This is a genomic window from Microbacterium sp. ACRRU (assembly GCF_022346945.1).
GTDB lineage: Bacteria > Actinomycetota > Actinomycetes > Actinomycetales > Microbacteriaceae > Microbacterium > Microbacterium mcarthurae.
On sequence record NZ_JAKRNI010000019.1, the window covers coordinates 40979 to 60461 of the forward strand.

At 69.5% G+C, this 19483-nt stretch carries 20 protein-coding genes; 9 read left to right on the plus strand and 11 right to left on the minus strand.

Features of this window, described 5'->3' with window-relative positions; genetic code table 11:
• Nucleotides 1-8: 8 nt before the first annotated feature.
• Nucleotides 9-2105: a transketolase gene (tkt, locus tag MHY30_RS10260; RefSeq protein WP_239276839.1), complete on the minus strand. Its 2097-nt coding sequence runs from the start codon at nt 2103-2105 to the stop codon at nt 9-11.
• Between the two features lie 226 nt (nt 2106-2331).
• Between tkt and MHY30_RS10265 the strand changes: the two genes are divergently transcribed.
• Entirely contained in the window at nt 2332-3258 is a 927-nt protein-coding gene (locus tag MHY30_RS10265; RefSeq protein WP_239276822.1) for a heme o synthase, read from the plus strand.
• Between the two features lie 66 nt (nt 3259-3324).
• On the opposite strand, the gene MHY30_RS10270 is transcribed toward MHY30_RS10265, so the two are convergent.
• On the minus strand, nt 3325-3807 hold the full coding sequence (locus MHY30_RS10270) for a dinucleotide-utilizing enzyme (RefSeq protein ID WP_239276823.1): 483 nt from the start codon (nt 3805-3807) through the stop codon (nt 3325-3327).
• Between the two features lie 112 nt (nt 3808-3919).
• Nucleotides 3920-4888, minus strand: coding sequence for a heme A synthase (locus MHY30_RS10275; protein ID WP_239276824.1), 969 nt, complete (start codon nt 4886-4888; stop codon nt 3920-3922).
• 253 nt (nt 4889-5141) lie between these two features.
• On the opposite strand from MHY30_RS10275, the gene sufB reads away from it, so the two are divergent.
• From sufB to MHY30_RS10310, 7 genes are all read left to right on the plus strand, one after another.
• Entirely contained in the window at nt 5142-6560 is a 1419-nt protein-coding gene (gene sufB / locus MHY30_RS10280; RefSeq protein WP_228164089.1) for a Fe-S cluster assembly protein SufB, read from the plus strand.
• A complete protein-coding gene (sufD, locus tag MHY30_RS10285) occupies nt 6560-7753 on the plus strand; it encodes a Fe-S cluster assembly protein SufD (RefSeq protein ID WP_239276825.1) in 1194 nt (397 codons plus the stop codon). Before sufB ends, sufD begins: the two co-directional genes overlap by 1 nt.
• Nucleotides 7750-8079 carry a non-heme iron oxygenase ferredoxin subunit gene (locus MHY30_RS10290; protein ID WP_239276826.1) on the plus strand — a complete coding sequence of 110 codons (330 nt, stop codon included), beginning with the start codon at nt 7750-7752 and terminating at the stop codon, nt 8077-8079. The genes sufD and MHY30_RS10290 overlap by 4 nt, the downstream gene beginning before the upstream one ends.
• Before the next feature lie 48 nt (nt 8080-8127).
• Nucleotides 8128-8898, plus strand: a complete 771-nt coding sequence (gene sufC, locus MHY30_RS10295; protein ID WP_239276827.1) for a Fe-S cluster assembly ATPase SufC — start codon at nt 8128-8130, stop codon at nt 8896-8898.
• Between the two features lie 9 nt (nt 8899-8907).
• On the plus strand, nt 8908-9237 hold the full coding sequence (locus MHY30_RS10300; RefSeq protein WP_013586729.1) for a metal-sulfur cluster assembly factor: 330 nt from the start codon (nt 8908-8910) through the stop codon (nt 9235-9237).
• A 160-nt stretch (nt 9238-9397) separates the two neighbouring features.
• Nucleotides 9398-10555, plus strand: coding sequence for a MalY/PatB family protein (locus tag MHY30_RS10305; protein ID WP_239276828.1), 1158 nt, complete (start codon nt 9398-9400; stop codon nt 10553-10555).
• 66 nt (nt 10556-10621) lie between these two features.
• The gene (locus MHY30_RS10310) at nt 10622-11551 is read left to right on the plus strand and encodes a siderophore-interacting protein (RefSeq protein ID WP_239276829.1); all 930 of its coding nucleotides are present in this window, start codon (nt 10622-10624) and stop codon (nt 11549-11551) included.
• 62 nt (nt 11552-11613) lie between these two features.
• Here MHY30_RS10310 and MHY30_RS10315 read toward each other — a convergent pair whose 3' ends face one another.
• The 4 genes from MHY30_RS10315 to MHY30_RS10330 are packed head-to-tail and all read right to left on the minus strand — an operon-like array spanning nt 11614 to nt 15596.
• Entirely contained in the window at nt 11614-12438 is an 825-nt protein-coding gene (locus tag MHY30_RS10315) for an ABC transporter ATP-binding protein (RefSeq protein ID WP_239276830.1), read from the minus strand.
• Complete coding sequence (locus MHY30_RS10320; RefSeq protein WP_239276831.1) at nt 12435-13493, minus strand: iron chelate uptake ABC transporter family permease subunit; 1059 nt, start codon at nt 13491-13493, stop codon at nt 12435-12437. Before MHY30_RS10320 ends, MHY30_RS10315 begins: the two co-directional genes overlap by 4 nt.
• Nucleotides 13490-14536 (minus strand): iron ABC transporter permease, encoded by a 1047-nt coding sequence (locus MHY30_RS10325; protein ID WP_239276832.1) that lies wholly within the window; start codon nt 14534-14536, stop codon nt 13490-13492. The genes MHY30_RS10320 and MHY30_RS10325 overlap by 4 nt, the downstream gene beginning before the upstream one ends.
• 25 nt (nt 14537-14561) lie before the next feature.
• Nucleotides 14562-15596, minus strand: a complete 1035-nt coding sequence (locus MHY30_RS10330; protein WP_239276833.1) for an iron-siderophore ABC transporter substrate-binding protein — start codon at nt 15594-15596, stop codon at nt 14562-14564.
• A gap of 247 nt (nt 15597-15843) precedes the next feature.
• Here MHY30_RS10330 and MHY30_RS10335 point away from each other — a divergent pair, with 247 nt between their 5' ends.
• Nucleotides 15844-17442, plus strand: a complete 1599-nt coding sequence (locus MHY30_RS10335) for an ABC-F family ATP-binding cassette domain-containing protein (RefSeq protein ID WP_239276834.1) — start codon at nt 15844-15846, stop codon at nt 17440-17442.
• Between the two features lie 197 nt (nt 17443-17639).
• Here the strand turns inward: MHY30_RS10335 and MHY30_RS10340 are convergent, their stop codons facing one another.
• From MHY30_RS10340 to MHY30_RS10355, 4 genes are all read right to left on the minus strand, one after another.
• Nucleotides 17640-18503, minus strand: a complete 864-nt coding sequence (locus MHY30_RS10340) for an SURF1 family protein (RefSeq protein ID WP_239276840.1) — start codon at nt 18501-18503, stop codon at nt 17640-17642.
• 11 nt (nt 18504-18514) lie between these two features.
• Complete coding sequence (locus tag MHY30_RS10345; protein ID WP_239276835.1) at nt 18515-18721, minus strand: hypothetical protein; 207 nt, start codon at nt 18719-18721, stop codon at nt 18515-18517.
• Nucleotides 18718-19086, minus strand: coding sequence for a DUF3099 domain-containing protein (locus tag MHY30_RS10350; protein WP_239276836.1), 369 nt, complete (start codon nt 19084-19086; stop codon nt 18718-18720). Before MHY30_RS10350 ends, MHY30_RS10345 begins: the two co-directional genes overlap by 4 nt.
• Nucleotides 19087-19128: 42 nt before the next feature.
• The coding region (locus tag MHY30_RS10355) for a DUF4190 domain-containing protein (protein WP_239276837.1) at nt 19129-19483 on the minus strand (355 nt) is incomplete at its 5' end.

Genomic DNA, 19483 nt, shown 5'->3' on the forward strand with positions numbered 1-19483 from the left:
TCCTGGACTTACTTCGCGGCGGCGATCGACTCGCGCGCGGCCGACACGACGGCCTCGGCGGTGATGCCGAACTTCTGGAACAGGGTCTTGTAGTCGGCCGAGGCGCCGAAGTGGTCGATCGCGACCGAGCGGCCGGCGTCGCCCACGATGCCCTGCCAGGTCAAGGCCGAACCGGCCTCGACCGACACACGGGCCTTGACCGAGGCGGGCAGCACCGACTCGCGGTACGCCTCGTCCTGCTCGGCGAACCACTCCAGCGACGGTGCCGACACGACGCGCGCGTGCACGCCCTCGGCGGCGAGGGTCTCGCGAGCCTGGACGGCCAGCTGGACCTCCGAGCCCGTGGCGATGAGGATGACGTCCGGCTCGCCGTTCGCGGCCTCGGCGAGCACGTACGCCCCCTTGACCGCGTGGGCGGCCGAGGCGAACTCGTCGCCCGAGGCCTCGCCCTCACCGCGGGGGAACACCGGGATGTTCTGGCGGGTCAGGGCGATTCCGGCGGGTCCGGCGGTGCGGCGCAGCATCTCGAGCCACACGACCGAGGTTTCGTTGGCATCCGCGGGGCGGACCACGGCCAGGTTCGGGATGGCGCGCAGGCTCGCCAGCTGCTCGATCGGCTGGTGCGTCGGGCCGTCCTCGCCGAGGGCGACCGAGTCGTGCGTCCAGACGAAGATCGTCGGGATGTTCATCAGCGCGGCCAGGCGCACCGGCGGGCGCATGTAGTCGCTGAAGATGAGGAACGTGCCGCCGAACGGGCGGGTCGGGCCGTGCAGGACGATGCCGTTGAGGATCGCCCCCATCGCGTGCTCACGGATGCCGAAGTGCAGCACGCGGCCGTAGGGGTCGCCCGACCACTCGTGCGTCGACCAGGACTCGGGGATGAAGGACTTGGCATCCTTGATCGTGGTCAGGTTCGACTCGGCCAGATCGGCCGAACCGCCCCAGAGCTCGGGGAGCTCGGCGGCCAGCGCGTTGATCACGGCACCGGAGGCGGCGCGCGTCGACACATCCTTGCCGGCCTCGAAGGCGGGGAGCGCATCGGCGATGTCGGCCGGGAGTTCACGCGCCTGCAGGCGATCCCACAGCTGCTTGCGCTCCGGGTTCTTCGCGGCCCACGCGTCGAACTTCTCCTGCCAGGCGGCCTTCTCGGCCTCGCCGCGCTCGACCAGCTGGCGGGTGTGGGCGAGCACGTCGTCGGCGACGGCGAAGTGCTGCTCGGGGTCGAAGCCGAGGACCTCCTTGGTCGCGCGCAGCTCGTCGGCCCCGAGAGCCGAGCCGTGGATCTTGCCGGAGTTCTGCTTGCCGGGGGAGGGCCACCCGATGATCGTCTTGAGGATGATCAGCGAGGGCTTGCTCGTCTCTCCCTTGGCGGCCTCGATCGCGGCGTTCAGCTCGGCGACGTCTTCGACGTACTGGCCGGTCTTCTTCCAGTCGACCGTCTGGACGTGCCAGCCGTACGACTCGTAGCGCTTCTGCACGTCCTCGGTGAAGGCGACGTTGGTGTCGTCTTCGATCGAGATCTGGTTCGAGTCGTAGATCGCGATGAGGTTGCCGAGCTCCTGGTGACCCGCCAGCGAGGATGCCTCGCTGGTGACACCCTCCTGGAGGTCGCCGTCGCCCGCGATGACGTAGACGTAGTGGTCGAAGGGGCTTTCGCCGGCGGGGGACTCGGGGTCGAAGAGACCCCGCTCATAGCGGGCCGCGTAGGCGAAACCGACGGACGACGCGAGCCCCTGGCCGAGCGGCCCGGTGGTGATCTCGACGCCGTCGGTGTGGCCGAACTCGGGGTGGCCGGGGGTGAGGGAGCCCCACGTCCGCAGGGCTTGCAGATCCTTCAGCTCGAGACCGAAGCCGCCGAGGTAGAGCTGCACGTACTGAGTGAGCGAGGAGTGCCCCGCCGAGAGGATGAAGCGGTCGCGGCCCGGCCAGTGGGTGTCGGCCGGGTCATGGCGGAGGACCCGCTGGTACAGAAGGTAGGCGGCCGGTGCGAGCGACATCGCGGTGCCGGGGTGTCCGTTGCCCACCTTCTCGACAGCGTCTGCCGCCAGAATGCGAGCGGTGTCCACCGCGCGCCGATCGATCTCGTCCCATTCGAAGTCCGACAACACGGTGCCTTTCTCGATCTTGTGCGCCCGGGTCACGATCCGACGCCGCACGCCTCGCCGTCGGAGCGAGAGTGGGGTGGGGTGGTCGGCGCGGGGCGCACGTATCGCCAGCATAGCGAGAACGCCGAGGCGCACGGCATCCTGTGACGGGGGTCGACAGGCGGCCGGTCGTATGTACGCGATGCCATAGAATCGTGGGGATACTCACGCTCTACCCCGGGGGACGATGGACATCTCGACGACGTCGCACGTCACTGCGACGACCGATCGCCGCTCCGTCGGACGCACCCTTCGCGCTTATGTCGCGCTGACGAAGCCCCGCGTTCTCGAGCTCCTGCTCGTCACGACCGTGCCGGTGATGATCCTCGCCGCCCGCGGACTCCCCGACATCTGGCTCATCTTCGCGACCGTCATCGGCGGCTCGCTGAGCGCGGGGTCGGCGGCGGCGTTCAACATGTACCTCGACCGCGACATCGACGCCCACATGCAGCGCACCGAGAACCGGCCGCTCGTGACCGGCGAGGTGTCGCCGCGCGGTGCCCTCACGTTCGCGTGGACCCTCGCCATCGTGTCCACGGTCTGGTTGTGGGCGTTCACCAACCCGCTCGCGGCGGCGCTGTCGGCGGGCGCGATCTTCTTCTACGTCGTCATCTACACGATGATCCTCAAGCGTCGCACCGAGCAGAACATCGTGTGGGGCGGTATCGCGGGCTGCTTCCCCGTCTTGATCGGGTGGTCCGCGGTGACCGGCTCGCTCTCGTGGGCGCCGTTCATCCTGTTCGCGCTGGTGTTCCTGTGGACGCCCCCGCACTACTGGCCGCTGTCGATGAAGTACGCGGACCAGTACGACGAGGTCGACGTCCCCATGCTCGGCGCCACCCGCAGCGGCTCTCAGGTGGGTCTCCAGGTCATTTTGTACGCGTGGGCAACGGTCGCGTGCTCGCTCCTGCTGATCCCCGTGGCATCCATGGGCGTCGTCTACACCGTGTCCGCCCTGGTGTTCGGCGGTTGGTTCATCTACGAGTCGCACCGTCTTTACGCGCGTGCGGTGCAGGGGGACGAGTCGCGTCCGATGCGTGTCTTCCACGCCTCGATCACGTACCTCACCCTGGTCTTCGTCGCGATCGCGGTCGACCCGCTGCTGCCGTTCTGATCACCGAGACATGAAGAACCGCCCGCCCCGGTCATCGGGGCGGGCGGTTCTTCGTGTCGCGCGCGGTCAGCGGCGCGTCGAGTCCTCGTCGGCGTCACGCGACGCGGTGGCCTGCGGGGGAGCGGGCGTGTCGGACGTGGTCTCGATGTCCGCGTCCTCCAGGACGAGCGGAGTCGCGGGAGCGGCCGACGCGGCCGCGGGGTTCGCCGGTGCGGTGGCGAAGGCCGCCTCGGGGGCGCTCTCGTCGTCGCTGCTCCAGTCGATCGTCTCGACCGACACATCCGGGCGGTGCCGGGTGGAGACCACGGCGGCGACCGCCAGAGTCGCGAGGATGCCGATCACGCCGGCGCTCAGGAGCGCGGCACCGAGGATCGCCCACGACTGAGCGACGTAGACCGTCACGACGGTGGCGTTCGGGTCGTTGAGCACGGCCTGCATCGCGTCGATCTGACGCAGGACGATGACGAGTCCGCCGAACACTGCGGCCAGAGAAAGGACCAGGAGCGCCCAGAAGGGCACGCTGGTCAGCAGGCGGGGGCGGGTCTGCATGGAATGAACTCCTTCGATTCCGGGCACGGTCGGCACCGGAGGGTCCACAGTCTCGCACCCGCCGGTGCATCGCCCCTGGGCGCTCGATGAATCGCCTATGAAGGCGCTAAGGTCAGCGCCGCACGGCCTCGACGACATCGCGCTCGGCCGGGCGGACGACCGCGAGGGGAGCCTTCAGCCGCAGCACCACGACCGTCATCGCCGCGGCGGTGAGGGCCGCGAGCACCATGTGGACGCCGACCGCCAGCTCGGGCAGGCCGTTGCGGGCCTGATACAGCCCGACCGCGATCTGCACGAGCTCGACAGCGAGGAGCGCGGTCGCCCACCGGCGCACGGCGAGGCGCTGACGCCACGCGAGCACGACGATCACGAGAGTGAGCACGAACAGCGCGTACCCCGGCCACGCGTGCACGTGCTCGAGGACCTCGGCATCGAAGCCGTTGCGCTGTACGGCGGCGGCGTCACCCGAGTGCGGCCCCGCGCCGGTGGTGAGAACGCCGAAGACGATGGTCAGCGCCAAGACAGCGGTCGTGGCGTGCACGAGGCCCGCGAACCAGGTCGGCACGACGCGCTCGCGCGGACCCGCCGGGAGGTACATGAGGGTGAGGAACGCCGCGCACACGGTGACGAGCACGACCGAAGCGAGGTAGTGGAAGCCGACGATGAACGGGTTCAGGCCTGTCAGTACGGTGATCCCGCCGACGACGGCCTGCGCGACGATGCCCCCGAGCACGACGAGCGCGAGCACGAACATCGTGCGGCGCTCGCGCCGCAGACGCCACATGAGCACCACGACCGCGAGGGCCAGGATGCCGACGACCCCCGTCAGCGTGCGGTTACCGAACTCGATGATTCCGTGGATTCCCATCTCGGGGGTGTTCACGAGCGAGTCGGGCGTGCAGCGCGGCCACGTCGGGCAGCCGAGCCCCGAGCCGGTGAGGCGGACGGCGCCGCCGGTGCCGATGATGAGCACTTCCGCGAGGAAGGACAGCCAGGCGAACACCCGCAGGCGACGATCGACGTGGGCGGGAAGCCAGTCGACGACGCGTCGCAGGACGCGGGGGGACGAAGAGGGGGACATGCGCGCAGCCTCCTGGCGGCGGGCTCTCGGGCCGCGGCGGCGGGTCTGCGCCGTGCCGGGAGCGGGTGTTGCCTGTAGAATCGAAGGGTCTTCTGGTGCAGCGCTCGCGCGTTCTGCACCCTTGACATTCTAGGCGCGAAGCCAGCGCCTTCGAGCGGGCCCACCAGCGACGTTCCTGAGACTCCGACCGGAGTCCGACGGGGAATGTCGGGGCGGATGACACCGTTGAGGCCCGAGAAGGAGAGTGACCACCATGACCGATGTGCTCATCGACCGTCCCGAACTCGAGGGACTGGGGGTGTACGAATTCGGCTGGCACGACACCGATGCCGCCGGCGCCGTCGCCCAGCGAGGAATCAACGAAGACGTCGTGCGCGGTATCTCCGCGCTGAAGTCCGAGCCCGAATGGATGCTGAAGACCCGTCTGAAGGGGTATCAGCTCTTCGGCCGCAAGCCCATGCCGACGTGGGGCGCCGATCTCTCCGAGATCGACTTCGACAACATCAAGTACTTCGTGCGCTCCACCGAGAAGCAGGCGCAGACGTGGGAAGACCTCCCCGAGGAGATCCGCAACACGTACGAGAAGCTCGGCATCCCCGAGGCCGAGCGTCAGCGCCTCGTCGCGGGCGTCGCTGCGCAGTACGAGTCCGAGGTCGTGTACCACCAGATCCGTGAGGACCTGGAGGAGCAGGGTGTCATCTTCATGGACACCGACACGGCTCTGCGCGAGCACCCCGAGTTCTTCGAGGAGTACTTCGGCACCGTCATCCCGGCGGGCGACAACAAGTTCGCCGCGCTGAACACCGCCGTCTGGTCGGGCGGCTCGTTCGTCTACGTCCCCAAGGGCGTGCACGTCGAGATCCCGCTCCAGGCGTACTTCCGCATCAACACCGAGAACATGGGTCAGTTCGAGCGGACCCTGATCATCGCCGACGAAGACAGCTACGTGCACTACATCGAGGGCTGCACGGCCCCGATCTACAAGAGCGACTCGCTGCACTCGGCCGTCGTCGAGATCATCGTGAAGAAGAACGCTCGCGTGCGCTACACGACGATCCAGAACTGGTCGAACAACGTCTACAACCTCGTCACCAAGCGCGCCGTCGCCCACGAGGGCGCGACCATGGAGTGGGTCGACGGCAACATCGGCTCCAAGGTGACGATGAAGTATCCGTCCATCTACCTCATGGGCGAGCACGCCAAGGGGGAGACGCTCTCCGTCGCCTTCGCGGGCCCCGGTCAGCACCAGGACGCCGGCGCCAAGATGATCCACATGGCGCCGTACACGCAGTCCTCGATCGTGTCGAAGTCCATCGCCCGCGGCGGCGGTCGCGCCGGTTACCGCGGCGAGGTGCGGGTGGATGCCAATGCGCACCACTCCGCCAACACCGTGCGCTGCGACGCGCTCCTGGTCGACACGATCTCCCGCTCGGACACGTATCCCGCGATCGACATCCGCGTCGACGACGTGCAACTCGGTCACGAGGCCACGGTCTCGAAGGTCAGCGAGGAGCAGCTGTTCTACCTGCAGTCCCGCGGTCTCCCCGAGGACGAAGCGATGGCGATGATCGTGCGCGGGTTCATCGAACCGATCGCCCGCGAGCTGCCCATGGAGTACGCGCTCGAACTGAACAAGCTCATCGAGATGGGCATGGAAGGATCCGTCGGCTGATGACGACAGCGACCCAGACCCCCGCCGGTGCCGCGGAGGGTCACATCGACCCTGCCGCCCTGGTGGCATCCGTTGCTCCCGTGCAGACCCGGTCGGAGCGTCCGACCTCGTTCGACCCGAGCGACTTCGGTGCCCCCACCGGCCGCGAGGTCAACTGGAAGCTGACCCCCATCGACCGGCTGGCTCCGTTGTTCGTCGACCAGGCCGGCGCCGAGGGCGTCATGCGGGTCGAGGTCTCGGCACCCGACGCGGTCGAGCAGCTGCGGCTCGCTCCCGACAGCGCTCCGCGCGGCGAGCACTTCCGCCCGGAGGACGTGACGGCGGCTCTGGCCTGGGTGCACGAGCCCGAGGCGCCGCTGCTGCGCATCCCGGCGAACGTCGAGCTCGACGAGCCGGTCGTCGTGCGGCTGACCGGTACCGGTGGGCTCGCACACGCGCACGTGGTCATCGAAGCGCAGCCGAACTCGCGCGGCACGGTGGTGCTGCGTCACGAGGGAACCGCGCAGCACGCGCAGAACGTCGAGATCCTGGTGCGCGACGGCGCCGACCTCACGGTCGTCTCCGTGCAGAAGTGGGACGACGACGCGATCCACGCCTCCTCGCATCAGGCGCGGGTCGACCGTGACGCCAAGCTCACGCACGTCGTCGTGAGCTTCGGGGGCGGCGTCGTGCGCGTGAACCCGTCGGTCGAGCTCTCGGGCGCCGGCAGCGAGGGACGGCTCTACGGCCTGTCGTTCTCGGACGCCGGCCAGCACCTCGAGTCGCAGGTGTACCTGCACCACAAGGGTCCGCACACCGTCGGCGACGTCCTGTACAAGGGCGCGCTGCAGGGCGCCAGCGCGCGGAGCGTCTGGATCGGCGACGTCCTCATCGGACCGGATGCCACCGGCACCGACTCGTACGAGGCCAACCGCAACCTCGTCCTCACCGACGGCGCGCGCGCCGACTCGATCCCGAACCTCGAGATCGAGACCGGCGACATCCAGGGCGCCGGCCACGCCAGCGCCACCGGACGCTTCGACGACGAGCAGCTGTTCTACCTGCAGGCGCGCGGTATCGCCGAGGACGAGGCCCGGCGCCTGGTCGTGCTCGGCTTCCTCAGCGAGATCGTCCAGCGCATCGGCATCCCCGAGCTCGAGACCGAGCTCATCGAGGCCATCGAGCGCGAGCTGGCCGAAGGCGCGGCGGCGTGAGCGCGTCGCGCGTGTGCGGGCTCAGTGAGCTCGTGCAGGACGAGGCCCGCCGGGTCGAGGTCGATGGCGTCGCCATCGCGGTCGTGCTCGACGGCAACGGTGAGGTCCACGCGATCGGCGACGTGTGCACCCACGGCGACATCTCGCTCTCGGACGGTTTCGTCGAGGGCGAGACGCTGGAGTGCTGGGCGCACGGCTCGGCTTTCTCGCTGAAGACCGGTCGCCCCCTCAATCTCCCGGCCTTCGAGCCGGTCCCCGTGTACGAGGTCGTGATCGACGGCGACGACGTGCTCATCGACCCTGCCGTCACCAAGGCGTCGGCCTGACGGCCCGCGCCCCCTTTCGACTCCCCGAACTACCGAGTAAGGAACACCATGTCTGTCCTCGAGATCCGCGACCTCCACGTGACGGTCGAGACGGATGCCGGCACGACCCCGATCCTCAACGGTGTGACGCTGACGCTGCGCACCGGCGAGACCCACGCCATCATGGGCCCCAACGGCTCCGGCAAGTCGACCCTGGCGTACACCATCGCCGGTCACCCCAAGTACACCGTCACGAGCGGCTCGATCACGCTCGACGGTGAGGACGTCCTCGAGATGAGCGTCGACGAGCGCGCCCGTGCGGGTCTGTTCCTCGCGATGCAGTACCCCGTCGAGATCCCCGGTGTCACGGTGACCAACTTCCTCCGCACCGCCAAGACGGCGATCGACGGCGAAGCGCCGGCGATCCGGTCGTGGACCAAGGACGTCAAGGGCGCCATGGAGAACCTGCGCATGGACGCGAAGTTCGCCCAGCGCAACGTCAACGAAGGCTTCTCGGGCGGCGAGAAGAAGCGTCACGAGATCCTGCAGCTGGAGCTGCTCAAGCCGAAGATCGCCGTGCTCGACGAGACCGACTCCGGCCTGGATGTCGACGCCCTCAAGATCGTCTCCGAGGGCGTGAACCGCGCCAAGGAGCAGACCGACCTCGGTGTGCTGCTCATCACGCACTACACGCGAATCCTGCGCTACATCCGCCCGGACTACGTTCACGTCGTCGTCAAGGGCCGCATCGTCGAAGAGGGCGGGCCGGAGCTCGCCGACCGACTCGAGGAAGAGGGCTACGACCGCTTCCTCGAGGCCGGTACTCCGATCGACGCGTAGGATCGTTACATGACCGCAACCCTCGCTCCCGAGAAATACGACGAGGTCACCGAGGCCCTCAAGGACGTCATGGACCCCGAACTGGGGATCAATGTCGTCGACCTGGGCCTGATCTACGACCTCGCGTGGGACGACGAGAACGACGCTCTCGTCATCCACATGACGCTGACGTCGGCGGGCTGCCCTCTCACCGACGTGCTGGAGGAGCAGACCGCGCAGGCTCTCGACAACGTGGTGGACCGGTTCCGCATCAACTGGGTGTGGATGCCGCCGTGGGGTCCCGAGCGCATCACCGATGACGGTCGCGACATGATGCGCGCCCTCGGCTTCGCGATCTGACGACGCGGCGCTTCTCCGCAGCGAAGGGTCCGAACCCCATCGGCTGGTGGAGCACGCTGTCCGAGAGCCCTGGCAATGCCGGGGCTCTCGTCGTGTTCGGGATGACGTGGTGTAACACCGGCCACGGGGGGAGGCGCGGGCGATTCGCTAGCCTCGGAGCATGAGCGTCGCCCCTCTTCGTGCCCTTCCGCTCGAACGTCTACGCGAGCGCTCGAGCTCGAAGTGGCGGACGTATCCCGAGGACGTGCTGCCCCTGTTCGTCGCCGAGACCGATTTCCCCCTCGCACCCGCCATCTCTCGCGAGCTTGCGAGCCTGGTGGAGCGCGGGGACACCGGGTACACACCGCCCGACCCGGGTCTTGCGCGCGCCTACGCGGCATTCGCCGAGCGCCGTTTCGGATGGACGGTGGACCCGGCACGTGTGCGGAGCACGTGCGACGTGATGATGGGGATCGTCGAGGTTCTGCGCGCGTCGATCGCGCCGGGCGACCGCGTCGTCGTCACGCCGCCGGTGTATCCGCCCTTCTACGACTGCATCCCCGAGGCCGGCGGAGTGGTCGAGAGGGTGCCGCTGCGCGACACCGGGGACGGGTGGGCGCTCGACCTCGACGCGATCGCTGCCGCCCTGGCATCCGGAGCCCGCGCCGTGCTGCTGTGCAACCCGCACAATCCCACCGGAACCGCTCACTCCCGCGCCGCCCTCGCGCGTCTCGCCGAGATCGCCGACCGGCACGGGGCTGTCGTTCTCAGCGATGAGATCCACGCGCCTCTCGTCCATCCCGGCGCCACCTTCACGCCGTTCCTGGCGGCTTCGGACCTCGCGGCGCGCGTGGGCTTCGCGTTCGTCAGCGCGAGCAAGGCCTTCAACCTCGCGGGCCTCAAGTGCGCTCTCATGGTCACGGCGTCGGACGAGCGCACGGCCGTGGTGGCGGGGCTCCCCGCCGAGGTGGAGTGGCGGACCGGATTGTTCGGTGCGCGCGCCGCGGTGGCGGCGTTCGCCCTCGAGAGCGACGTCTGGCTGGATGGGCTGCGCGCGGCGCTGGACGAGAACAGACACCTCCTGGCGGGTCTCCTCGCCGATCATCTGCCGCTCGCGCGATATCGGGTCCCGGATGCCGGATTCCTCGCGTGGGTGGACCTCTCGGCCTACGGCTGGGGTGACAACCCGGCGACCAAGATCCGGCGAGAGGCGAAGGTCGCGTTCCACCTCGGCCCGTACTTCGGCGTCGAGGGCGCCGGGCACGTCCGCATCAACTTCGGCTGCTCTCCCGAGGTGCTGCGCGAGGCCATCGAGCGTACGGCGACCCTCACCGGGTAGTTCGGTGACGAGACTTCCCCCGCCCCGGGCGTGGCATCCGAGGATAGGTAAGGATATCCTTATCGGGTGAAGACAGCCACGCGTCCCGCCTACCGCCCGTACGTCGCCGTGGTCAAGAGCGCGCGGCTGCTGTCACCGCACTTCGCCCGCATCACGCTCACGTCGCCCGACTTCGACGTCTTCGGGGTGGACCGTCGAGACCAGCGCGTGAAGATCGTGCTGCCTGGGCCCGACGGCCGACTGTGCGACATCGGACAGGCCGACCCCGAGGCGATCGACAACGGCGAGTGGTACGCGCGCTGGCGTGACCTTCCCGATGCGGAGCGGATGCCGTTCCGCACGTACACCGTGCGCCGCATCGACCCGGAGGCTCTCGAGCTCGACATCGACTTCGTCCTCCACCACGATGCCGGACCGGCGGGCAGCTGGGCCGAAACCGCGGCGGTGGGCGATCGCCTCATCGTCGTCGGACCTGACGCGCGCAGCCCCGAATCCGCGCAGGGCATCGACTTCCACCCGGGCACGGCTCGGCGCATCCTCCTCGCCGGCGACGAGACCGCGGCCCCGGCGATCTGCGCGGTGCTGGAAGGACTCGGTCCGGGCGTCGAGGCCGAGGCGTTCATCGAGGTTCCCTCGGTCGACGATGCGCTGCCGCTCACCGCGGCGCGCGGGCGCGTGCGCTGGCTCGCTCGCGACGAGCGCCCGCATGGCGAGGCCCTCATCGAGGCCATCGAGGCGTGGACCGCGGTGTCCGGAGAACTGCTCGCACGGGCGGCAGCACCCCGCCCGCAGGCGCTGGAAGACATCGACGTCGATGTCGACCTGCTGTGGGACAGCCCCGACGACGGCGAGGGCGAGTTCTACGCCTGGATCGCGGGCGAGTCGCAGACGGTCAAGGTGCTGCGCCGGCTCCTCGTCCAGGGCTGCGGCGTCGACCGCAAGCGTGTCGCGTTCATGGGGTACTGGCGCGCCGGTCAGGTGGAGCGCACGGGCTGAGCGCTTCCCGACCGGAGCGGTGAGCCCGGTCGGAAGGGTGACGCGCCCGGAGGGCGCGCTCCTCAGCGAACCACGGGGGTGGTCTCGCTCACGGTGTGGTGCCGCCCCAGGGGGATCACCATCGGGCGCCCGGTCAGCGGATCGGGGACGACACGGCTGTCGAGACCGAAGACCTCGCGCACCGTGTCCTCGGTGAGCACGTCGCCCGGGTCTCCGGCGGCGATCACCCGTCCGGCCGACATGGCGACGAGGTGGTCGGCGTACCGCGCGGCCAGATTGAGGTCGTGCAGCACCATGACCACGGTCGTCCCGCGGTGGCGGTTCAGGTCGGTGAGCAGATCGAGCACGTCGATCTGATGGCTGATGTCGAGGAACGTCGTGGGTTCGTCCAGCAGCAGGATGTCGGTCTCCTGTGCGAGGGCCATCGCGATCCACACGCGCTGACGCTGCCCCCCGCTGAGTTCGTCGACGTGCCGGTCGGCCAGGTGCGTGGTGTCGGTGGCATCCAAGGCGCGAGCGACGGCCTCGTCGTCGGCGCGGGTCCACCGCGACAGTGCGCCCTGGTGGGGGTGGCGTCCCCGGCTCACCAGGTCGGAGACGGCGATGCCGTCGGGTGCGAGCGGCGATTGGGGGAGAAGGCCCAGGATGCGAGCGACCTGCTTGGTGGGCAGCCGGTGGATCGCCTTGCCGTCGAGCAGCACTTCGCCGCGCGCGGGGCTCAGCAGCCGCGCCATCGCCTTCAGCAGCGTCGACTTTCCGCACGCGTTGGCGCCGACGATGGTGGTGACGCGGCCCGGGGGGACGTCGAGGGTCAAAGACTCCACGATCGTGCGATCGCCGTAGCCCAGGGTGACCCCCTCGGCCCGCAGGGTGCGCTCGGTGGTCATAGCGTGGTTCCTCCGGATCGACTGCTGCGGACGAGCAGGTAGATGAGATAGGGAGCGCCCAGGACGCCGGTGATCACGCCGACGGGGAGACGCGTGCCGAACGCGTACTGGGCGCAGAAGTCGGCGATGAGGACGAGGAGGGCGCCGACGAGCCCGGCGGGGAGCACGGGCGACCCGACGGGGCCGAGGATGCGGACCGCGATCGGGCCGGCGAGGAACGAGACGAAAGCGATCGGCCCGGCCGCCGCGGTGCCGAAGGCGAGAAGGCCCACGGCCGCGACGATGAGCAGCAGTCGGCTGCGTTCGACAGGGAGGCCGACGGCGGCGGCGGTGTCGTCGCCCATGCGCAGGATCTCCAGACGCCGGGCGAGGATCAGGAGCACCGGGCCCAGGATCGCCACGGCGCCGAGGACGGGGAGGGCCCGGTTCCATGTCGCATCATTGAGGTTTCCGGTGATCCAGCGCATGGCGGCGGGAAGATCCCATTCGGCGGCGCGCGAGATCACGTAGGACACGACCGCCTGGCACATCGCGGCGACGCCGATGCCGACGAGGATGAGGCGGGCGCCGGAGCCGCCCTTGCGGTAGGCGAGCAGGTAGATGGACAGGGCCGCGCCCAGGGCGGCGACCATCGCGAGGAACGACACGGCGGTCTCGCTGAGGCCGAGGACGACGATGCCGATGACCGCGGCCGCACTGGCGCCGGTGTTGATGCCGATGACGTCCGGGCTGGCCAGGGCGTTGCGGAGCATGGTCTGGAACACGACGCCGCCCATGCCGAAACACAGGCCCGTGAGAAGACCCGTGAGGGCACGCGGCAGCCGCAGTTCTCCCACCGTGAAGGAGGCGCCCGGGACCGTCTGCCCCGTCAGCACCCCGAGGACCTCGGCGGGGGAGTAGGAGGTCTGACCGAGCATGAGGGAGAGCGCGAAGACCACGATGAGGAGGACGGCCAGGATGCCGGTCACCAGCGTCCAGCGACGGCGACGCCGACGCCGACCGGCGGCGACCGCGTTCAGCGCGGCGGGGGCGGGGGGAGCCAGCACGGTGGTCACAGGGCCCTCATCTTCTGACGGCGGACGAGGGCGATGAAGAAGGGGGCGCCGATGAGGGCCGTGATGATTCCGACCTCGATCTCCTCGGGGCGCGCGACGATGCGGCCGAGGACGTCGGCGAGGGTCAGGAGCACGGCGCCGCCCAGCGCCGAGACGGGGAGGAGCCAGCGGTGGTCGACGCCGACGACGAGGCGGATCATGTGCGGGACGACGAGGCCGATGAAGCCGATCGGACCGGCGACGGCGGTCGCGGCTCCGCAGAGGATCACCGCACCGGCTGAGGACAGCAGGCGAGCGGTGCGAACGCGCGCCCCGAGGCCCGCGGCCAGCTCGTCGCCCAGAGCCAGGGTGTTCAGCGCCGATGCGCTCGCGAAGCAGACCACGAATCCGACGAGGAGGAAGGGGAGCACCTGCAGGATCGTCTCGGGCGTCGCGCCGCCGACGCCGCCGATCTGCCAGAAGCGGAACACGTTCATCACGTTGATGCGCGGCAGGAGGATGGCGCTGACGAGCGAGCTGAAGGCGACGGCGGTCACAGCCCCGGCGAGGGCCAACCGCAGCGGCGTCGGGCCGCCGCGTCCGAGCGAACCGATCGCGTATACCAGCACCGCGGCCGCACCCGCGCCGAGCAAGCCCACCCAGATGTAGGCCGACGCCGTGCTCAGCCCGAAGAAGGCGATGCCGGTGACGATCGCGAGCGAGGCGCCGCCGTTGATCCCGAGGATCTGAGGGTCGGCGAGAGGATTGCGGGTGGCGCCCTGGAGGACCGCGCCCGCGACCGCGAGCGCGGCGCCGACGAGCATCGCGAGGATGGTTCGAGGCACACGCTTGCCCACGGCGGCCGCAGAGGCGGTGTCGGTCGACCCGCCGAGCCCGGCCCAGATGTCGGCGGGGGCGACGTCTCGGGCTCCGAACGTCACCGAGAGCACGGCGACGATGACGAGTGCCGTCACCAGGACGGCGACGCCGACGACCCGGCGCCGCCCCCAACGACGCGGACGCGCGTCGCCGGGGGCGGTCGGGGTCGGGGCGAGAACGGTCATCGCGCCGAGCTGTCGGGAAGCGACATCAGGAGCCGGCCTTCTCGGCGGCCGCGCCGACGAGACCGATGTACTCGTCGCCGAAGGTCGTGCCGATCGAGAGGGGGCTCGGGTTGCCCGCGGCGGCGATCGAGGTGTTGTCGGGCAGCATCACGACCGCACCCGAGGCGATGGCCGGGATGCGCGACCACAGCGGGTCGGCCTGCAGCTGCGCGAGGGTCTTCTCGTCGCCGTAGCTGACGACGACGGAGACGTCCGAGAAGTTCTCGATGTTCTCGGTGCTCTGGGTGAACCAGAACGTGTCGCTGTCGGCGCTCGAGGTCTCGACGGCCTTCGCCGGGGTCATGCCGAGTTCGCTGAGGTACAGGGCGCGGGGGTCCTTCAGCGAGTAGTAGCCCACGGTGCTGAGGTCGGTGGGGTCGAGGTAGGTGAACAGCGTGGCCTTGCCGCTGATCGCGGGGTACTTCGCGGCCTCGTCGGTGACGTGCTTCTCCAGGTCGGCGACCAGCGTCTCGGCTTCGCTCTCGAGGCCCAGGGCCTTGGCATCCGTCAGCGTCATCTCCTGCCAAGACGTGCCCCAGGCGATGTCGGGGTAGGCCACGACGGGCGCGATCTTGCTCAGGGTCTCGTACTCCTCTTCCGTCATGCCGGAGTAGGCGCCGAGGATGACGTCGGGGCGGGCGTCGGCGATGGCTTCGTAGTCGAAGCCGTTCGTCTCGTCCATGAGCGTGGGCGTCTCAACGCCGAGCTCGTCGAGCTTGTCCTTGACCCACGGGAGCATGCCGTCGCCGTCCTCGTCGCCCCACGTGACCTTCGGCATCGCCACGGGCACGACACCGAGCGCGAGGGCCGCTTCCTGGTTGCCCCAGCTAACGGCGACGACGCGCTCGGGCTCCGCCGGGATCGTCGTCTCGCCGAAGGCGTGCTCGATCGTGACGGGGAACTCGCCGTCGGACGAGGGAGAGGCATCCTGGGCGCCGGGCGTGGCGGCGGTGCCGGCGCAGCCGGTCAGGACGAGGGCCGTGGTGGCGGCGAGCGCTGCCAACGCGCGGAAACGGGACACAGAAGACCTCCTGCGGGTTAGGTAAGGATAGGCTTAGTTTAGATCACGCGGAACGGGTGACCGCAAACCCGATGCCCTTTCCCTCCGCGGATTGTCTCGACCGTGGGGTATCGCCCGAGCGACGCGAGCCGGATGCCGTCTCCCGCGCGGATCCGCTCGACGGTGGTGTGTTCTCCGGTCGACGTATACTGGGTGGCTGGCCATCATCGGCCGCTCCTCCCTTTCCTCTAGCGAATGGACGTCTGCTGTGCTCGCCGTGCACGATCTCGAGATCCGCGTCGGCGCGCGCGTGCTGATGTCGGAGGTGTCGTTCCGCGTCTCGGACGGCGACAAGATCGGGCTGGTCGGTCGCAACGGCGCCGGAAAGACCACGCTCACCAAGGTGCTCGCCGGTGATCTGCTGCCCTCCGCCGGAGGCGTCGACCGCAGCGGAGAGCTCGGATACCTCCCGCAGGATCCCCGTTCGGGCGATCCCGAGATGCTCGCGCGCACCCGCATCCTCGACGCCCGCGGACTCGGCACCCTCGCGCTGGGCATGCAGGAGGCGTCGCTCGCGATGGGCAGCGACGATGCCGCGGTCGCGGCCAAGGCGATGAAGAAGTACGCCAACCTCACCGAGCGGTTCGAGGCGCAGGGCGGCTACGCGGCCGAGGCCGAGGCGGCATCCATCGCCCATAACCTGTCGCTTCCCGACCGGATCCTCGACCAGCCGCTGAAGACGCTCTCAGGCGGCCAGCGCCGCCGCATCGAGTTGGCGCGCATCCTGTTCTCCGACGCGCAGACGATGATCCTCGACGAGCCGACCAACCACCTCGACGCCGACAGCGTCGTGTGGCTGCGCGAGTTCCTGAAGGGATACAAGGGCGGGCTCATCGTGATCTCGCACGACGTCGAGCTCGTGGGCGAGACGGTGAACCGCGTGTTCTACCTGGATGCCAATCGCCAGGTCATCGACGTCTACAACATGAACTGGAAGAACTACCTGCGCCAGCGGGTGGCCGACGAGGAGCGCCGTAAGAAGGAGCGCGCCAACGTCGAGAAGAAGGCCACCGCGCTGCAGCAGCAGGCCGCGCGCTTCGGCGCCAAGGCGTCGAAGGCCGCCGCCGCGCACCAAATGGTGGCGCGCGCCGAGAAGATGCTCAAGGGTCTGGATGACGTGCGTCAGGACGAGCGGGTCGCCAAACTCCGGTTCCCCAAGCCGGCGCCGTGCGGCAAGACCCCGCTGATGGCATCGGGCCTTTCCAAGTCGTACGGCTCGCTCGAGATCTTCACCGACGTGGACCTCGCGATCGACCGGGGATCGCGCGTGGTCATCCTCGGACTCAACGGTGCGGGAAAGACGACCCTCCTGCGCATCCTCGCGGGCGTCGACAAGCCCGACACCGGCCAGCTCGAGCCCGGCCACGGCCTGAAGATCGGTTACTACGCCCAGGAGCACGAGAACCTCGACGTGAATCGGTCGGTGCTCGACAATATGATGTCGGCGGCCCCCGACATCACCGCGACCGAGGCCCGCAAAGTCCTGGGCTCGTTCCTGTTCGTGGGCGACGACGTCCTCAAGCCCGCCGGTGTCCTCTCCGGCGGCGAGAAGACACGCCTGTCGCTCGCGACGCTCGTGGTCTCCTCGGCGAACATGCTGTTGCTCGATGAGCCGACGAATAACCTCGACCCCGCGTCGCGCGAGGAGATCCTCGGCGCTCTCGCGCACTACGAGGGCGCCGTCGTGCTGGTCTCGCACGATGAAGGGGCCGTCGAGGCGCTCAACCCCGAACGCGTCCTCATCCTGCCGGACGGTGTCGAAGACATCTGGGGCCGCGACTACGCGGACCTGGTGACGCTGGCCTGACCCGGGCACGCGCACACGTTTCCGCGCACGCTCGCGTCGGTTCGCCCGGTCGCGCGGACGGCCTCCGCGCTGACCGCGGCTTGCCGACTTCGGCAGGCGGGAGCCCCTGCGCTCGATCTTCGGACCTCCGCGCCTGACCGCGGCTCGCCGACTTCGGCAAGCGGGAGCCCCTGCGCTCGATCTTCGGGCCTCCGCCGTCAGCGGGCGTCCAGCAGCGCGTCCTCGTCGGCTCCGTCCCGGTCGCGGGGACGCTTACGGGAACGGTGGGCGGTGATGGGGTCGAGCTTGGTCCGTGTGGGCGCGGGCGGGTCTTCGCCGCGCTCGCGGGCCTCCTCGATCTCTTCGCGCCGGATGCGACGCTCGCTGACGATGACGTAGGTGAGAAAGCCGAAGCCCATGACGGCGAAAAGGATCCACTGGATCGCGTACGACAGGTGCGGCCCGGGGTCTTCGCTGGGCGGGTCGATGGGCAGGGGCGCCTGCGCGGGTGCGGGATTCTCGGACACCAGGAGGCCGTACGCGCCCTGTTCGAGAGGTCCGGTCTGCTCCGCGACGAGGCCGAGATTGATGGTCGGCACCTGCCCCGCCTCGGCGGTGCGCCCGGATGCCGGTACCGGCTCGCCGGGGCGCAGGCGCACCACCACTTCCACCGGTCCGCTCGGCGCCGCCGGAATGGCATCCGGTTCTGGCTGGCGATCGCCGGGAGGCAGCCACCCGCGGTCCACGAGCAGAATCCGGCCGTCGTCGAGACGGAACGGGACGAGAACCTCGTACGCCGCCGATCCGCCGTGGGCGCGGTTGCGCACCAAGAGCTGCTTCTCGGACTCGTATTGGCCGGTCATGCGGACCGGGCGCCACTCGTCTCCCGGCGCGAGGTCGGCGTCGGGAGCGAGGAGATCGCCCAGCGCGACCGGTGGCGCGTCGTAGTTGCCGGCGACCAGCTGGAGCTGCTCGGATCGCTCGGCGTTCCGAGCGAACTGCCAGTTCGACAGGAACCCGCACGCGATGGCGAACAGGATCGCGACGCCGACATACGTCGCCCACCGCGCTGCGGCGGGCATCGTGCGCGCGCTCACGCCGGATCTCCTTCGAGAGCGGTGACGGTCACGGGGAAATCCCGAGCGCGCAGGAAATCGCGCAGGTACCCGACGTGTTCGTCGCAGGCCACCCAGGTCTTGCGACGGTCCACCGCGTGGATGCGCGGGTTACGCCACCGGATGGCCCACGCGGCCTGTGCGCGACAGCCGGCGCGGGAACACGTGACGGTCTCGTCGATCACGACCGGTCGTCGCGCGGCTGCTCGAGGCGCGGGGTCTCGGCGATGCGGATCACCGTCGGGGCGTCGGGGGCGGCCGCCGCGGGCGCGGGCTGCGCCGCCTCGATCATGCGTTCCGGGTTCACGGCACTCGAGACCTCGGCATCCTGCCCGACGTTCGCGACGATGACCGCGAGGTAGGGAAGGAAGATCGCCCCGGCGGCGAAGACGAAGGTGTACCACCCGTAGGGCGTCACCACCGCCATCGCGATGAAGCACGCGATGCGGATCCCCATCATCACCATGTACTTGGCGAAACGAGATCCGGCGTCCTCCCGCGGAGCCTGCGGGAGCGACGTCGCTGACTGGGCGCGGGGCGATGTCTTCACGGTGAACCCAGGGTACGCCCGTCGCCATGGGGTGGGATCCGATTAGGCGCCGTATCGAGATGAGTTGCTCGCCGCGATGCCCAGCCCGATGAACAGCACGATGAGGAACAGCACCATCACGCCGATGCCGACCCAGCCGACGATCGTGCCGGCCAGCGCCATGCCGCGACCCTTCTCGCCCGTTCGCTTGATCTGCGCGAGCGAGATGTGCCCCGTGATGACACCGGCGATCGGCCCAATGACGGGAACGATCCAGAGGAACCCCGCGATGGATGCCACGAGCGAGATGATCGCGAGCACGTTCGTGCGCACCGCCGTCCCGTAGCCACCGCTGCTGTAGCCACCCGCGCCGTAGGCCGAGTCGGCGGGAGCGCCGTAGGCGGGGGCGCCGTAGTTC

Bases quoted from the DNA above. Each gene is read 5' to 3' on its own strand.
- MHY30_RS10265 (WP_239276822.1), top strand. From the start codon at position 2,332: ATGGACATCTCGACGACGTCGCACGTCACTGCGACGACCGATCGCCGC.
- MHY30_RS10270 (WP_239276823.1), bottom strand. From the start codon at position 3,807: ATGCAGACCCGCCCCCGCCTGCTGACCAGCGTGCCCTTCTGGGCGCTC.
- MHY30_RS10275 (WP_239276824.1), bottom strand. From the start codon at position 4,888: ATGTCCCCCTCTTCGTCCCCCCGCGTCCTGCGACGCGTCGTCGACTGG.
- sufB (WP_228164089.1), top strand. From the start codon at position 5,142: ATGACCGATGTGCTCATCGACCGTCCCGAACTCGAGGGACTGGGGGTG.
- sufD (WP_239276825.1), top strand. From the start codon at position 6,560: ATGACGACAGCGACCCAGACCCCCGCCGGTGCCGCGGAGGGTCACATC.
- sufC (WP_239276827.1), top strand. From the start codon at position 8,128: ATGTCTGTCCTCGAGATCCGCGACCTCCACGTGACGGTCGAGACGGAT.
- MHY30_RS10300 (WP_013586729.1), top strand. From the start codon at position 8,908: ATGACCGCAACCCTCGCTCCCGAGAAATACGACGAGGTCACCGAGGCC.
- MHY30_RS10305 (WP_239276828.1), top strand. From the start codon at position 9,398: ATGAGCGTCGCCCCTCTTCGTGCCCTTCCGCTCGAACGTCTACGCGAG.
- MHY30_RS10315 (WP_239276830.1), bottom strand. From the start codon at position 12,438: ATGACCACCGAGCGCACCCTGCGGGCCGAGGGGGTCACCCTGGGCTAC.
- MHY30_RS10325 (WP_239276832.1), bottom strand. From the start codon at position 14,536: ATGACCGTTCTCGCCCCGACCCCGACCGCCCCCGGCGACGCGCGTCCG.
- MHY30_RS10340 (WP_239276840.1), bottom strand. From the start codon at position 18,503: ATGCCCGCCGCAGCGCGGTGGGCGACGTATGTCGGCGTCGCGATCCTG.